The sequence below is a fragment of the Cupriavidus sp. P-10 genome (assembly GCF_003402535.2).
Classification (GTDB): Bacteria; Pseudomonadota; Gammaproteobacteria; order Burkholderiales; family Burkholderiaceae; genus Cupriavidus.
On record NZ_AP025172.1, the window covers coordinates 1226883 to 1242303 of the forward strand.

Sequence of the window (15421 nt, forward strand, 5' to 3'; positions counted from 1 at the left end):
CGACGGTCCGGGCGTTCGGTAGTTGGCGAATAATTGCCTTTGCCCGATCGCATATGGATGTCACACCCGACCCGGCGGGCAAGCGCCTCATGAAGCGCCATCAGGTTGGCCGTGTTGGGTGGGCAAATGTCTCTCGCGGACCCAGCAGCCTGGACTAGACACTTCAGCCGTCTTGCTCGCCTGTGGGAAGGCGTACGTTCCGGCCACATTCCGATTGAGTGCGTGATCTGGCGCGATGCTGGCAGCAGAGGCGCCCCATGCACCAGCAGTAGAGTGGCTCATTGCCGAGCTACGCTGGATAGGCCAGCGTGTAGCAGGGCGTACGCCGGGCAGCGCAGGTGAGCCGAGCCACTTCAATGTGGTTCTCCACACGGATGTGGAAGACGCGCTCTCCAGCATTGAGCAGGTAATCCGCAATGATTCGCCGATGGCAACGCCACCACAGGGCCTCCGCGCACATGATGGCGCAGCGCCGAGTATGGCCAAGCTTGCGAAGGCGTCTCAGACCCCGCTGAAACGGCTCTGTCATCGCGTAGTCGGCGTAGTTGTGAAAGCTGTCATTAATCCAGAATGCGTTCACATGGGTTGCAATGTTGCGTTGCTTTCCCCGTAGCCCTCCGAGCTCAGCAATGTGCACGTAATCAATTTTAAATTCCGAAAGAGCGGCAGATAACGCTTCCTGATTGTATTGGGGATTGGTGCGCGATCGGGGAACCGTTCTGACGTCGACGAGTACGTCGACGTGGGCGACTCGGAGCAGGCCGACGAAAGCAGTGACTGGGCGCGTTGAATGGCCGATAGTGAAAAACGGTATGGCCGCGCGACCGTTCGCGCTCCTGATGGTGACGGGGATCCTGACATCGACGTCGTTCGTTGTCCGGCTTACGACCTTGGCAGCAGGCAGTCGGATGGGTTGCTCTGTTGCCCCCATTTTCAGAATACCTCTATCCGTCCGCGCGAACCCGCGACGAAGGGCCTCGTTCGCAGCGGATATACCGGGCTTGCGCCGGCGGACTGTTGCCGGACGGGACATGCCGGAGTGCGCGCCGTCAACCTGCCCCATTTCATGATGTCCGACGTGATCAAAGCCGATCTCCTGATTGCTGATCCTGTCCACCATGCTTTTTCAATGCGATCGACCAGAGGCTGCCCGAACGCGTATCGCTTGCACATTGCCCGATCGAATCCACTGAGGTGGATGGCATAAGCCCATAGCTGTTCTGCACTGACGCGCCGGCGTGGGACGCCGCCGCCCAGGCTGGTCACGCTGGAGGCGCTATCGAAGCACGCGAACCTGCGAAGCCTGCGGTCCTTTTTGCCCTTGAGTGACCTCGAATTCGACCCTGGTACCTTCCTCAAGGGTTTTGAACCCTGTACCCTGAATCTCTTTGTGATGTACAAACAAGTCTTTCCCCCCTTCATGTGGGGTAATGAACCCGTAGCCTTTCTCGTTGTTGAACCACTTCACAATGCCAGTCGTCATGTCATTCTCCAATTTAAGAGCAATAAAGAATTTTCATTTTGAAAAAATAACCGAACGTGCTGGAGGCCTCCTCTGGATTGTTGTTCGTCAATGAAACGATTGCCGTGCCTGCAGAATACCTATTACGCTCACCGAAACCAAAATGGTTTGCCAAAAGGGTTTACCTTTGAGTCATCGGGCAACAGGTTCATTGAGACTCCCTTGTTTTTCCGACTTCTCTTGCCCCTCCGGCCTTCAGCGGATACGCACGATGGCGTTGAGGACGGCGTTACCTCTGGCCGTGATACGGAGACTTGGGTGACCACAGACGAACTCCTCCACGCGGACAAGCTGCCGTTCGAGGAGGGTGTCAAGATCCGTACGATCCAGTTCGGAGTTAAGTGGGGCGTCTTTGATCAGCATGAGGGCCGCCACTTCATGGGGACTCAGCATTTTTGTCTCCTAAGTCACAAATATTAGGTCTGCCGGGAAGCGCCCATAACAGTCGTCACCAGAACTCAGTGGGTCTGCGGCGCGCGCTTTTCGATCCTGGCCGGGAGGATGCTGGCGCCGGACAATGCACGTTGAAGTGCCTCAGGCCGCTTGACCAGGTCTTTCAGCGTGTACGAATCCAGGACAGCAAGGTAAGCAGCGAGCGCAGAAGCAAGGACATGGCGCAAGCCACAGGCACCGGTGATGATGCACCGGTTCCCTTCCGACGCGAAGCATTCGACCAGCCGGAAATCGGGCTCGGTGGCACGGACCACCTTGCCGAGATTGATTTTCTGCGGTGCCATACCTAGCGCAATACCCCCGCATCGTCCTCGCACGGTCGTGAGAAATCCCAGTTGGCCCAGATGCGCCACAATCTTTGTCAGATGGTTCTTGGGGATGCCGAAAGTTTCTGCGATGCACTGTACCGTCACCAATTCATCCGGGTGCACGGCAACATAGAGAAGCACGCGGAGGCTGTAGTCGGTGTATTCAGTCAGTCTCATTTGCGTCTCCACTTGCTTGTCGTCGCGACTGCAAGGTCTCGGCTGCAACCTGCGTTTGCCAATTTGGCGGTGAGCGCAAAACATGCATTCAATATACTTCTTTTTCTGCGCCATTTCGCACCTTTTCACTGCCTCCTCCTTGGGGTTTTTCCCCTATTGCCATGGCGCAGGAAGCCAGGACGCAATTTCTAGCAGTCTCCGGCGTTGGAAATTTCGAGCGCTGGTTCGCCAAGATGCGTATTGGCATGCATCGCTTATTGCGTCGCGCCCGCTCGGAATGAGCCAGTTCGCATCGCCGGACATCCGTTCTCTAACGTTGAAGTCAGCCACCTAACCGCTTGAGAATTACGATGTCCTAGGACCTATCGACAAACCGCGGTTGGTGGCGATTGTCATCGACTCCCCCACTGACGCCGATTGTCCGCCGACGCCTGCCGCCGGATCGCTCAATGCGCCACGACCGACTCATGCATACGGCACTCCTGCAGGTCACGCGCGGCGTCTCGTCTGATGCGTTGGGTCTGGCAGGATTGGCCTGGGCGTGGCATCTTTGGCCTGGGCGTGGCATCTGGCCGCACCTGGCAAGCAGATGGCGCTGTGCCAGGCAATCGATGCACCCGTGGTGAGACCAAGTCGCTAGACTTGTCTCTTCCTCGCACGGAAGTCGCTTAGCTGGCCGCCGTGGGAGCGGTGGCCGTATGCCATCTGCGTGACATCTTTCTTTACACAGAGGGCTGCTGACGGGCCGTCCCACCGATCTGCGGAAGCAGATCATGAGCAGCAGCTCAGCAATGGATGATTAACCCTCGCCGATCAACTGTCTGTAGCTGAACCCTGAGGTGCTAAGGGTGACGTTAAAGACGGGGGGACGAAACTTACTCGCTGGCGGAACCAGCGTGAGGAGACCCACCGTCGGTCGATTACGCTGCCCGATCCCAAGTTGCCGATCATTGTGGTCGGCTAAGAACGCGACGACGTGTCGCCTTGGCGTTCGGTCAACAAGGTTCACCTGCAGACATTTAGGGCAGCTTCCCGCTCACGTCTGGGGGGCGGGCATCGTCCCCGAGCCTGGAAATGCCGGGCGGCACTAACGTCTTGGCCTGCAGGCCAAGAACAATCCCCTATCTCAGCCCGAACGAATGGTTCCGCCAGCACGCCAGTATGTGAAGGATCGTGGTGGCCGCGGTCGCAACGATGGCTCGCACATTCCAGCGAGCAGACGATGCCGCCTACCTTGGGTGCTTGGGTCGTATTGGCCAATGCGTCCGGCTCTTACGTACTCGAAGCCTAAGCGCGCGCCGGTGGCGCACCCACATCGAGTGGGTGGGGAAAGCCCGTCCGCGGTCGCAACCATCGGACGCACTCACTGCAGGTGCTGATCGCCATTGATGGTAATGGTTCGCACGCGCCTGCAGCGCCTCGGCTGCAATATGCGTTGCCAATCTCGCAGTTACGGCATAACATGCATCTCAAATGCTTGTTTTGCAATCGACACCGAGTTCAGCAAATTTTGCGAATCGAATCAGCGCGGCGCGATGCTATGGTGCGCTAACGACGGCAAACGTGTGACGAGCTCCGTGCGTGCCGAACTGAAGGCGTATGGCTTTTACAGTTGGAACGCCCTCGCCAGTCCCCGATTTCTTCGCATGCATTGGGTCCCTGCTTCATAAGTTCTTCATTTTGTGGCCCATATGGATAGGGCTGTCGATTCACACTACTACACCCGACCATCCTCAAGCGTGGTCGCAGCGCTTCGGCAATCCCGATTCCCTGTGACGCCGGGCCGGAAGAAAGGACCGTCGAGGGACGTCGAATGTCCTGGCATTCAGGAGGTGACGGTGCGTACGCACTTCTAACGGACGCGTCTCTTGCGCGAAGTGCACGGAAGATTTTCCGGATGAAGTTTCTTTTCTACGGGAAAGCGCTCCGACCGCATCGTCGAAGTCCTTGCTCCGCTTGCAGTGCAGGCGAAAAGCAGTTCGTCGTGAAGTTAGGTAAGACACCTGTCAAGGAGGCAGCTATGTCATCGATTCAACGTCTAACTACTCCTTTTGCGCAAGCCGACACACGCCGCGCTTTCCTCCACCAGTCCGGTCTCTTGCTCTCAGGCACGGCGATCGCGTTGCTAACAGGTAGGAAAGCGCTTGCAGCCGCCGGGGAAGGCTCGCCGGAGGACGACGTCCGCGTTCTGAATACCGCGCTCGGAGCGGAATTTGAAGCCATCGCAGCTTACCAGGTCGGGGCGCAAAGCGGACTACTGAAGAAGCCAATACTGGATGTCGCTGTGACGTTTCAGGGCCACCACAAGGAGCATGCGAACGTGCTTTCTCAAACCATCACGAAACTGGGCGGTAAGCCAGTTTCAGCGAAGGAAAAGTACACGTTCCCGACCGACTCGCTCAAGACCCAGAACGACGTCCTCCGCTTTGCGGCATCCCTGGAGAAGGGAGCGGTCAGTGCCTATCTTGGAGCGGTGCCGATCTTCCATGACCGTGACCTCGCCAAAGCGGCCGCCAGTATACTTGGCGATGAGGCCATGCACTGGGCCGTACTGCGCCATGTATTGGGCGAAACGCCCGTGCCGTCGGCGTTCGTCTCGTAGATGTACAGAAGCCTCCTGGCGAGTTTCGGCCTCATCACGGCCTTGGCCGGGGCGCCCGCGTCCGGCGGCGGCGTCTTGCGCGGTAACCCGGCCGCCGGCGCAGCAATCTATGATCGCTGTGTGGCCTGCCACACGTTCACCTACGACCGCACAGGGCCCAAGCATTGCGGTCTCCTTGGACGACGTGCGGGTAGCGAGCCCGGCTTCGCATACTCCGATGCGATGAGGCAATCGAAGCTAGTATGGGACGAACGCACTCTGAATCGCTTTCTGGCCGATCCGCTGAAGGTGATCCCGGGTACAAGCATGGGGTACGCGGGAGTGAAGGACGACCAAGAGCGCGCAGATCTGATCGCTTACCTGACGCAGAGGAGCGATGCACCCGAGTGCAAGTAATTGTCGATTGCCTCTGTCAGAGACCTGTTCCGCTACCGGTGGCGGCTCATACCTGTTGGATGGCAGCGGTGCATGAGCCGTAATTGCATGCAGATGCTCCACACTTTGACCCGGGATGCGGGCATGGTCGGCCTGTATCGCACTCATGGCCGGGGCAGCATCAGCGGCAACCACGGGGTCAACTCGCGGTGCTAATCGACACATGTCCCGCTTCATTGAAGTGCTTGAGGCGCAGAGAGGACCTTGGCCAAGCCGGCTTCAGACGGATTCTGTCCGGAGATGTTCCAACTTTTCATTTGTGCGTTGAAGGCCTTTTAGTTGCTACATACAGCGGAGTTGGCGCGGGAACGGCGGGCGGAAGCGCAATTGCTGGCTGTCCTCGACAATGCCGAGATGAGGTCCTTGCAGTGAAGTCTGCCGCCCATTCTTATCCAGGAATGGACTCCCAATTGCGAGGCGTCGTCCCTCACACCGCTCACCGAATAGAGGCAAACCATGGGAAAAAGTGTCGCCCAGAAGCTGATTGACACACACCTGCTCAGTGGTCGTACGCACCCTGGCGAGGAGATTGCGCTGCGCATCGACCAGACGCTGACCCAGGATGCCACCGGTACGATGGTCATGCTCGAGCTTGAGGCGATGCAGCTGGACCGCGTCAAGACTGAGCTTTCCGCCCAGTACGTGGACCACAATCTGCTGCAGGAGGACTTCAGAAATCCGGACGATCACCTATTCCTGCTCAGCGCCTGCAAGCGCTTCGGCGTCTGGTACAGCCGGGCTGGCAACGGCGTCAGCCACCCCACACACATGCAGCGGTTCGGTTGTCCGGGCAAGACGCTTCTCGGCTCGGACAGCCATACCTGCGCGGCCGGCTCACTAGGCATGCTGGCGATCGGAGCGGGCGGAGTGGAGGTTGCCATGGCGATGGCCGGTGAGCCGTTCTACCTGAACATGCCGGAAATCTGGGGCATCAAGTTGACCGGCGAGTTGCCGGACTGGGTCAGCGCCAAGGATGTGATTTTGGAAATGTTGCGCCGATACGGGGTCGACGGCGGCATCGGCCGCATCATCGAGTACCACGGGCCGGGCCTGGACAAGCTGTCGGCGATGGATCGACATGTGATCGCCAACATGGGTGCCGAGCTCGGCGCGACGACCAGTGTATTTCCCGCCGATGAAGCAGTGCGACGTTTTCTCGCGTCCGAGGGTCGCGAGGATGCTTTCACCAGCCTGCTGGCCGATGCTGACTGCCGCTATGACATAGAGGCCGAAATTGACCTGTCGCTGCTCGAACCATTGATTGCCAAACCGTCCAGTCCAGGCAATGTCGTCCCGGTGCGAGAAGTGGCCGGCGAAGAAATTTATCAGGCCTATATCGGATCCTCCGCCAATCCGGGCTACCGTGACTTTGCAGTGGCGGCCCAGATCGTCCGGAACGGCACCGTGGCGTCACATGTCTCGTTCGACGTGAATCCGACCTCTCGCAGTATGCTGGAAACCTTGATGCGCGACGGGCACGTGATTCACCTGCTACACGCCGGTGCTCGCCTGCATCAGGCCGGCTGCAACGGCTGCATCGGTATGGGCCAGGCCCCGGCCACCGGGAAGAACAGCCTGCGCACCGTGCCGCGCAACTTCGCGGGCCGTTCCGGCACGCGCGAGGATCACGTCTGCAGCTGCGGCCTCGGCCATGACTGGGAGAATCACGGATCCGCGCGGGTTAGGAATGGACTATCCGCGTATCGTCGAGCCGGAGGATCCCGTAGTTGACACGCAGAATCTCATGGCGCCGCTGACATACGAGCAGGCTCGTGCGCAGACTTTGCTGAAGGGCCCAAACATCCATTCACTGCCGGACTTCGGTCCGCTACCGAACAAGCTTAGGCTGCCGCTGCTGCTCAAGGTCGGCGATAACATTTCTACCGACGACATCATGCCGGCCGGTGCCCGCGTGCTGCCCTACCGCAGCAACATTCCCGCTATCAGCGACTTCGTCTACGAGCAGCTCGACGAGCACTATGTGCAGCGCGCAAGAGCCGCTGGCGCCCACGCCATCGCGGGTGGGATGAACTATGGGCAAGGCTCGAGCCGCGAACACGCGGCCATCGCGCCGCGGTATCTGGGCCTGCGCGTCGTCATCGCCAAAGGCTTCGCCCGTATTCACTGGCAGAACCTGATTAATTTCGGGGTGCTGCCGCTGACGTTCAAGCACGGAAGTGACTACGACAAGCTCGCACAGGGTGACGTGCTGGTGCTCGAGCATTTCGACGTTGCCCTGGCCGCAGGATCCGAGATTGAGGCCAGCATCGAGGGCAGCGGCGACCGGCTAATACTGACTCACCAACTCTCGCCGCGTCAGGTCGCGGTGCTGTGCGCCGGCGGCCTGATCAATTGGATGCGTGAGCGGAACTGATCACGGGTCGAATGGTCCGCCCGCCACCAGGCTTCTCCCACGGGAGATGATGACAGTCACAAGGCGTGACGTGCCGGTGTTCATTGCTAAAGAAGCTCCCAAAATATGCCTTGCTGAATGCGGTATTGAAGAACTCGAGAGATATGTCGAAAGAGCGAGCACTGGGTCTGGATCCGTGCGCCCGCATCTTCGGCATCTCGTGACATTGGTGTCTATGGCGAGCTGATCAAGCCATCGCAGGCACCACTCGTGGGTGCAAACAAGCTTTCCCGCTAGCCAAATGCTTTAGGAAAAATTGCATTGCTAAGACATCCCGAGGCCTGCTCATCGCCAGCAGCTGCTTCGTGTACTCGCAAGAGCCTGGAAAAGCAGCATGAACCCATTGAAGATTCCATTCAACCGGCCCGATGAAGCGCCCTCATGGGAGCACTACGTCCGCTGCAGAGCAGTTCAATTCGCTGGCCCCCTGATCGCAATCTACCTGGTAGACCCGGGAGCGCATTTACCTCCTTGCCGCGACAGAGCCGATGCAGAGACCTCAACGCATCACAGGGTCGCCTGCCTCAAATTGCAGCAACGGTCACTACCGTTACAATGCCTCTTCTCCCCGCATTTCACGGCCATTTGCCTAGATGGCCCCCCGCTGACGAAGCATGGATCACAACCTAACACTAATCACCACGATCGCCGCAGGGTTCAGCATTGCTCTCGTTTTAGGCTTTCTCGCCGAACGCATCAAGATTCCGGCGCTCGTCGGCTACCTTGTGTCGGGCATCATTATAGGACCTGCCACCCCTGGTTTCGTCGCCGACGTGAATCTGGCATCCCAGCTCTCCGAGATCGGCGTCATGCTTTTGATGTTTGGCGTTGGGCTGCACTTCTCATTGAGTGACCTGCTAGCGGTCAAGCGCATTGCCATACCCGGCGCTGTCGTCCAGATGGGACTTGCCACGGCGCTGGGCACGCTCATCGCGTGGACCTGGGATTGGCATTGGGGCACTGGTCTGATCTTCGGCTTGTCTTTGTCTTGCGCCAGTACCGTTGTTCTGTTGAAAGCGCTAGAAAGCCGCGGTGTACTGGAAACGATGAACGGCCGGATCGCCGTCGGCTGGCTGGTGGTCGAGGATCTGGCGACTGTGCTGGTGCTTGTCCTGTTACCACCCCTCGCCGGCCTGCTTGGCGGCTCAATGAACGCGTCGGCGCAAAGTTCAGAGTCTCTGGGCGTCACGCTCCTACAGACTCTGCTGCAGGTCATGGCTTTCATCGCATTGATGTTGATTGCCGGTCGGCGTGTGCTGCCTTGGCTGCTGTGGCAGGTGGCCAAAACCGGTTCGCGGGAACTGTTTACGCTTGCTGTTGTGGCTGTGGCGATCGGCATTGCATTTGGTGCTGCCGAGCTGTTTCATGTGTCATTCGCGCTAGGCGCCTTCTTCGCCGGAATGGTGATGCGTGAGTCGGAGTTCAGCCATCGCGCCGCGCAAGAGTCCTTGCCGCTGCGCGATGCGTTCTCGGTGCTGTTTTTCGTATCCGTGGGCATGCTTTTCAAGCCAGAGATTCTGCGGGAGCAACCCTTGCACGTACTGGCGGTGGTCGCCATTATTGTCCTGGGCAAATCGCTGGCAGCCTTTGCGTTGGTCTTGGCATTCCGCTATCCGCTGAACACTGCCTTGATCGTTTCCGCCAGCCTCGCGCAGATCGGCGAGTTCTCATTCATCCTGGCCGGCTTGGGAGTTTCGCTCAACTTACTGCCGGAAGAGGGCATGAGCCTTGTCTTGGCCGGCGCCTTGATCTCCATTGCGATCAACCCGTTAATATTCGCTGCGGTGGAGCCCGTGCGCGACTGGATCCTGGCGCGTTCCTCCGTGGCGCGCCGACTAGAGCAACGTGGAGACCCATACGCCGCATTACCGACGAGCACCGAACGTAAGTACCTTCGGGGTCAGGTCGTGCTGGTCGGCTATGGCCGTGTTGGGAGACGGATTGCTAGCGCGATGCAGCAACGTGGTATTCCCTTCATCATCGCAGACGAGAACCGCCAGCTAGTCGAAGGCCTGCGAAAGGCAGGCTTTGCTGCAGTGTCCGGGAATGCCGCAGACCCCGCCGTCCTGATTCAAGCTCATATAGCCGATGCCGCTATGCTTGTCGTGGCTGTGCCCGAGCCCCTCTCTGTCCGTCAGATGGTCGAAACGGCCAAGACGCTAAATCCTCAAGTTGAGATCGTCCTTCGCACGCACAGCGAAGACGAGTCGCAGCTTCTTCGCAAGGAGAAGTTGGGCGCTGTCTTCTTCGGGGAAGAGGAACTTGCGAAGGGTATGTCTGCTCACGTTCTTGGGCGCTTTGTACCGCAAAGCAATCACGACGCAGAAGTTTGATTTGCCTTACACGAGCCTCGATATGATCACCGATCTTGCGCCGTGTATGAGCAGGGTGCGCAGGTAGGTGTCACCTCGCTTGCTAATGCCGAGCTGGCGCACCTGACCGCCGGTGCCCGTTTGCTTCGGTACCAAGCCTAGCCAGGCAGCGAATTCACGCCCGGAGCGAAACGTTTTGGCATCGCCGATCGCAGCCACCGCAGCCGTGGCGGTTAGCAGGCCCACGCCAGGAATTTCAGCGATCTTCTTGCATTCCTGATTGTCGCGAAGCGCAACCTTGAGCCGACGTTCCAGCGCAGCGATTTCCTTGTCGGTTGCCTGCACGCGTGCCCATTGCTCTCGTAGGCTGTCGATCAGCATGGCTGGCAAGCGATTCGCGATCTTGGCGAGCGCACCAGAAATTTTTTCGGCAAATACCCGATAACCTTCCGGAAGGACTTCACCAAACTCATAGAGTAAGCCGCGCAATGCGTTCGTCTGCATGATCCGGAACTTCATCAGTTGAGCCCGGATGCGGTGCAGCGCCAGAATGGTCTGTTGCTGCTCGCTCTTGATCGCAACAAACCGCGCCTCGGGCTGCTGGACTGCTGTCCAGATAGCTCGGGCATCGGCAGCGTCGGTTTTATTACGCAACACAAAGGGACGAACCGATCGCGCAGAGATGAGCTTCACTTCGTGGCCGAGCTTCTGCAGTTCTCGTGCCCAATGGTGGGCACTGCCGCAAGCTTCGATGGCAATGAGTGAACGCTCCCGTTGAGCAAAGAAGTCGGTGACCTGGCTCCGCTTCAACTTGATGCGCTCGATTTCTCCGGTGTTGGCATTCACCGCATGAAGTTGGAAGACATACTTGGCAATATCCATGCCGATGACGATAAGCTTCATTTTGGATCCTCCCGATCAGGGTCGTTGCAATCGACACCTCCACTTTGGCATAGGGATGCCACGGCAGCGAGGATCCTTACAGTTCCTCTTGCAGGTAAGCGGCGCCCCGTTGCCGGGGGGAGGCGTCCATACCATCTGATCAAAGGCTGCCTTGATGTCAAATTCCACGGGCCTGTCAGTTTTTTTGTGTGCAGGGCAGTTAAAGGCACCCCTTTCAAGGTGATTAATCGACACGTCCAGCCTTGATCACACGGGCGGTAGACACATGCCGTCGTGTCACGCAGCCGGCAACATAGCCATTCTTCTTGGGCGCTTTCGGTCCCCGCACATGTTTGCGCATCGCGCGGGGATCAACGTGCTTCGCCATCCTGAGCAGCTCACGGCCGAGTTGGGTCGGTGTGAGCGGGTCATAGCCTTGCCATACCTCGGCCGGCACAGCGATCATCATGCCGGCATACATCGCCCGGATTTCGCTGGCGAGGTAATACGGTGAGAGCTCGATGTCACTGCTATCCAGTTCATGCCGGATTCTCACCGCTGTCGCAATTGCGCTCAGCACGTTATACGCCAGCGCTGCCACGCCGAAGGCCAGCAGCGCCGCGCGCGGCTGACTCAACGAACGGATCTCGCTATTGAGCACCGATTCGAGTCGCTGAAACAGATTCTCTATGCTCCAGCGTTGCCGGTACAGCCTGGCCACGGCCTCGGCTGTCAGGTGGGTTGCCGGAACATTCGTCAGCAGGCGGATGACGGTGTCACCATCCTCGGTCGCGCCATCCAGATGCAACTCGATGTGCCGCAGCACCAGTGGCGTGTTCGAATCATCCAGAATGCTGACCGCCTGCTCGTACACGAGCCCGGTTTCGACCCGGCCCATTTCGCGTGCCGGCTCCAGTTCGCTCGGGCTCGGATTGCGGCCGTGCTCCCGCACGAGGAAGGCGCTGCCACGTTGCTGCCAGCCGGCAAGGATCGCCCGGGTGCTGAAGTTGCGATCGGCGATCCACAACTCGCCAGGCTGGGCCGATTCGAGCAGGGTTTCCATGATGGCCCGCTCCTGGGCATGGGCATCTCACAGGGCACCAGATCGACGATCATCGCCGTATCCGGGTCGTAGACCACCAATGACTGCCCGGGCAAGGCCGCGCCCCGAAACCCACGCAATGGTTTGAGGCGCTTTTCGCTCGCCGGCAAGTGGCTGCCATCGACGATGCGCAGACGATAGCCGTCCACCGAGGGCGGCTGCTTGCGCAACATCGGTTGCACGACCGGGCCCAGCCGCCGCGCGCTGCCTTGCACCAGGGCACGAACCAGTCCCGGCTCGGTCCGGCTGATCTTGTCGTACAGCGCGGTGATGGAAACCGGCAGCGCCGGACTGGCCTTGGCCGCCGCATGCACCGACGGCCGCAGCCCCACGGCGACCAGCGACATGATTTCCACCGTGGTCGAGAACAATAGCTCCCGCGTGTACTGCGTTTCCCGCTCCTGCTCGAACAACTCGTCGATCCAGGCCGGATCGAGAGCGCGTTGCAACCCCAGGCGCGCCATCACGCTGATCGGGCTGTGTTCGATAAAGCGTTCCACCACTGCGTCCAGTACCACGCCACTGACTCCGATTTCGCTTCGAGAACACGGAGCGTGCCCTATTCTTCGTCACCTTGAAAGGGGTGGCTCTTAGCCTTTGCCGGGAGGGAGTCGAACCCTCTGGTTCGCATTGGGGTGGGGCTCGGATCCTCAGAGCGAGGAACGGGCGAAATCGCTTTCGATGGCTATTGACAGTACTGTGGTTACAGCCTATCCATTCGAGGAGATCTCGAAGTTCGAGGTGCTCGCAGGCCGAATTGAACGAGAGGGTAGGATGACAAGGCGATTTGCCTGCGCAATTCCTCGTCGAACCCTGGCGCGTGTTTTAGTGAGCGCAGCCTTGAAGCAGTGCGGTTGGTCTCCTGTCGACGTTCGTGGACGTCGTTAACGACGGTGCAAGCGGGATGCGAAGCCTGGTGACCCAAATCGCGCCTCGAGTAGCGTCACCCATGCTCGACTGGTTCCACCTTGCGATGAAACTTCACTCGATACGATCACCGCTGTTCTCGCGCCATTACATTCTACCGCGCCCAGAGATCTTCTCACGGTGCGTGGATTTGCCCCCGTGTCCCCGGACACGGTCACACCCTTAGGTTGATAAGGCCAGCGCACGTCTGAACTCCCGCGGGGAGCGGTAATTCAGGGCGCTATGGGGGTGCTGCTCGTTGTAATGCTCAAAGGCGATGGCCAGATTGCGAACCGCCGTCTCCGCATCTGGCTTGGGCATGAAGGCGACGTAGTCACGCTTCATGGTCTTCACGAAGCTCTCGGCCATCCCGTTGCTCTGCGGGCTGCAGACCGGCGTGGTCAGCGGCTTCAGGCCGATGGCCGACGCAAACGCCGTGGTCTTGTCGGCCGTGTAGCCCGAGCCATTATCGGTCAGCCATTCAATTTCCGTCGGCGTCTTCAGCACGTTTCCAAAGCGATTCTCGACGGCGGCCAACATCACGTTGCGGACCACATCACCGCTATGCCCGCCGGTGGTCGCCGCCCAGCTCATCGCCTCTCGGTCGCAGCAGTCCAGGGCGAACGTCACGCGCAATGGCTCGCCGTTGTCGCAGCGGAACTCAAAGCCGTCAGAGCACCAGCGCTGATTGGTTTTCTCTACAGCAACCTTGCCGTCATGCCGGCGCTGAGGCCTCGGCGCAACCGCTCTGCGTTGCAACAGCAGGCCGTGTACACGCATGACCCGATAGACCCGTTTCACATTGACGGGCGGTGCACTGTGGCGTTCGCGCTCCCTACGCAGTACACCCCAGACCCGGCGATAGCCGTAGCTGGGCAGATGCGCGACCGCATTCCGAATCTCCTCGACCAACCCCGCATCGTCGGTTTGCCTGGCGCCGCGCCCATCCCGCCAATCCGCAGGACGAGTCAGCTTCTCTGCCACATTCGAGCGCGCTACACCGAGAACTTCGCAGACCCGCTTCACAGGTCGTCCCCCGGCAATGAGGGTGAGCGCGCAATCCATTTTCGCGACTTCATCACCTCCACTGCCTCGCGCAGAATCTCGTTCTCCATGGTCTTCTTGCCCAGCAGGCGTTGCAGCTCACGAACTTGCTTGAGCGCATCGCTCAACTCCGAAGCTGGCACCACCTCCTCCCCAGCACTGACCGCAGACAGGCTGCCATCCTGGTACAGCTTGCGCCAATGAAAGAGCCGGTTCGGATTTACGCCATGCTGGCGCGCCACCATCGACACCGTCTTACCCGGCTCGCAGCTCTCGCGCACCATCGCGAGCTTCTCTTCCGGCGACCACCGCCGCCGGCGCTCCGGCCCCGTCAACACTTCCACCAATTCCTGCTTCGTTTTAGTCATAAACACAGTCGTATGCCGACCCGCTATTGCAAATGGGGGACTGTGTCCGGCGTTTCAGGGGGCCGCTCCAGTGCGAAAAGATATGGCGCAAAATACGAGATGCACTGTGGAGAGGCCGAGCGGCAATAGGTATAGAGTTGACCAGGACGTTGGCTGCCTCCATGAAAGTGGAGGCGTTGAAGCGTGAAAGCTTCTATGGCCCTGCCGCAGCGACTACCTTCGGTGCTGCCAATCGACTCCTCAGTTTTCTCCAGCACAACGCAGCCATCCTTGTTGACTATGCGCGCGCAAGGCGGGCGGGGAGGCGAATCTCTACCGCTCCGGCAGAATCAGTGATGAATCATTTGATCACCCGCCGTCTGTCCAAACGACAGCAGATGCGGTGGTCTATCAACGGTGCCCACTACCTTCTCGAGGCGCGAGTCGAACTGCTCGATGGCAAGCTGGAGGAGCAATTCATCTGTAAGTACCCACACTTTCGGTCGCCGTAGATCCAACTGAGCACGTAAACGGGCGCATCCCCCAGTTTCTTTCCACTCCCCGCATCGTTATTGCCTAGGACGCTGTCGAAACTGAGGTTGGCCAAGCGCCTCAGGACAAACCGGGACGGCACCTGTTTACGGGCCCGGTGGCAGCCGGTGTATAGGCGGCATGATCTAAGCGCATGCTTTGGTACGGAACGTGAGAACCATGCTCCAGATGTGAAGGGAAATGACATCGCGCCAGGGAAAGCCTGGAAAAGGGGGATGTGAAAGCGGAAACCTTTCGTTGGAGTCCAGAGGGTTCGACTCCCTCCCGGCAAAGGACTCGCAACATGGACAAGGCCCAAGGCTGCGCACCAGGTGGAAGCTAAATTAATGACGGAGTGTGTTGAATGAATTCGTCACGTGTCGCTGC

Annotated in this window: 8 protein-coding genes and 4 pseudogenes; 5 read left to right on the top strand and 7 right to left on the bottom strand. The window is 59.2% G+C overall.

Features of this window, described 5'->3' with window-relative positions; translation table 11 throughout:
* Window positions 1–289: 289 nt before the first annotated feature.
* From CTP10_RS41210 to CTP10_RS35630, 4 genes are all read right to left on the bottom strand, one after another.
* Window positions 290–1120: a DUF488 domain-containing protein gene (locus tag CTP10_RS41210; RefSeq protein WP_317922844.1), complete on the bottom strand. Its 831-nt coding sequence runs from the start codon at window positions 1118–1120 to the stop codon at window positions 290–292.
* Between the two features lie 156 nt (window positions 1121–1276).
* Window positions 1277–1483: a cold-shock protein gene (locus CTP10_RS35620; protein ID WP_116322519.1), complete on the bottom strand. Its 207-nt coding sequence runs from the start codon at window positions 1481–1483 to the stop codon at window positions 1277–1279.
* Window positions 1484–1717: 234 nt separating this feature from the next.
* The gene (locus CTP10_RS35625) at window positions 1718–1915 is read right to left on the bottom strand and encodes a hypothetical protein (RefSeq protein WP_116322520.1); all 198 of its coding nucleotides are present in this window, start codon (window positions 1913–1915) and stop codon (window positions 1718–1720) included.
* 65 nt (window positions 1916–1980) lie between these two features.
* Window positions 1981–2460 carry an RrF2 family transcriptional regulator gene (locus CTP10_RS35630; protein ID WP_116322547.1) on the bottom strand — a complete coding sequence of 160 codons (480 nt, stop codon included), beginning with the start codon at window positions 2458–2460 and terminating at the stop codon, window positions 1981–1983.
* Between the two features lie 2020 nt (window positions 2461–4480).
* Between CTP10_RS35630 and CTP10_RS35635 the strand changes: the two genes are divergently transcribed.
* The 4 genes and pseudogenes from CTP10_RS35635 (at window position 4481) to ybaL (ending at window position 10243) form a co-directional block, all read left to right on the top strand.
* Window positions 4481–5062, top strand: a complete 582-nt coding sequence (locus tag CTP10_RS35635; RefSeq protein WP_116322521.1) for a ferritin-like domain-containing protein — start codon at window positions 4481–4483, stop codon at window positions 5060–5062.
* Window positions 5063–5458 (top strand): c-type cytochrome, encoded by a 396-nt coding sequence (locus tag CTP10_RS35640; protein ID WP_116322522.1) that lies wholly within the window; start codon window positions 5063–5065, stop codon window positions 5456–5458. It abuts the gene before it with no gap.
* Window positions 5459–5953: 495 nt separating this feature from the next.
* Window positions 5954–7871: pseudogene (locus tag CTP10_RS35645) on the top strand (aconitate hydratase).
* 653 nt (window positions 7872–8524) lie between these two features.
* Entirely contained in the window at window positions 8525–10243 is a 1719-nt protein-coding gene (ybaL, locus tag CTP10_RS35650; RefSeq protein ID WP_116322524.1) for a YbaL family putative K(+) efflux transporter, read from the top strand.
* A 24-nt stretch (window positions 10244–10267) separates the two neighbouring features.
* Here ybaL and CTP10_RS35655 read toward each other — a convergent pair.
* The 3 genes and pseudogenes from CTP10_RS35655 to CTP10_RS35670 all read right to left on the bottom strand — a co-directional run.
* Window positions 10268–11125: pseudogene (locus tag CTP10_RS35655) on the bottom strand (IS110 family transposase); the annotation flags it as partial.
* Window positions 11126–11348: 223 nt separating this feature from the next.
* Window positions 11349–12670 (bottom strand): annotated as a pseudogene (locus tag CTP10_RS35660) (IS4 family transposase).
* 625 nt (window positions 12671–13295) lie between these two features.
* Window positions 13296–14500 (bottom strand): IS3 family transposase gene (locus CTP10_RS35670; protein ID WP_116322548.1). Its coding sequence is split into 2 segments (ribosomal slippage): window positions 13296–14182 and window positions 14182–14500, totalling 1206 coding nucleotides; the frame shifts between segments, so codons are not numbered across the junction.
* Between the two features lie 92 nt (window positions 14501–14592).
* Here CTP10_RS35670 and CTP10_RS35675 point away from each other — a divergent pair.
* Window positions 14593–15015, top strand: a pseudogene (locus CTP10_RS35675) (ISKra4-like element ISBugl3 family transposase); the annotation flags it as partial.
* Between the last annotated feature and the right edge of the window lie 406 nt (window positions 15016–15421).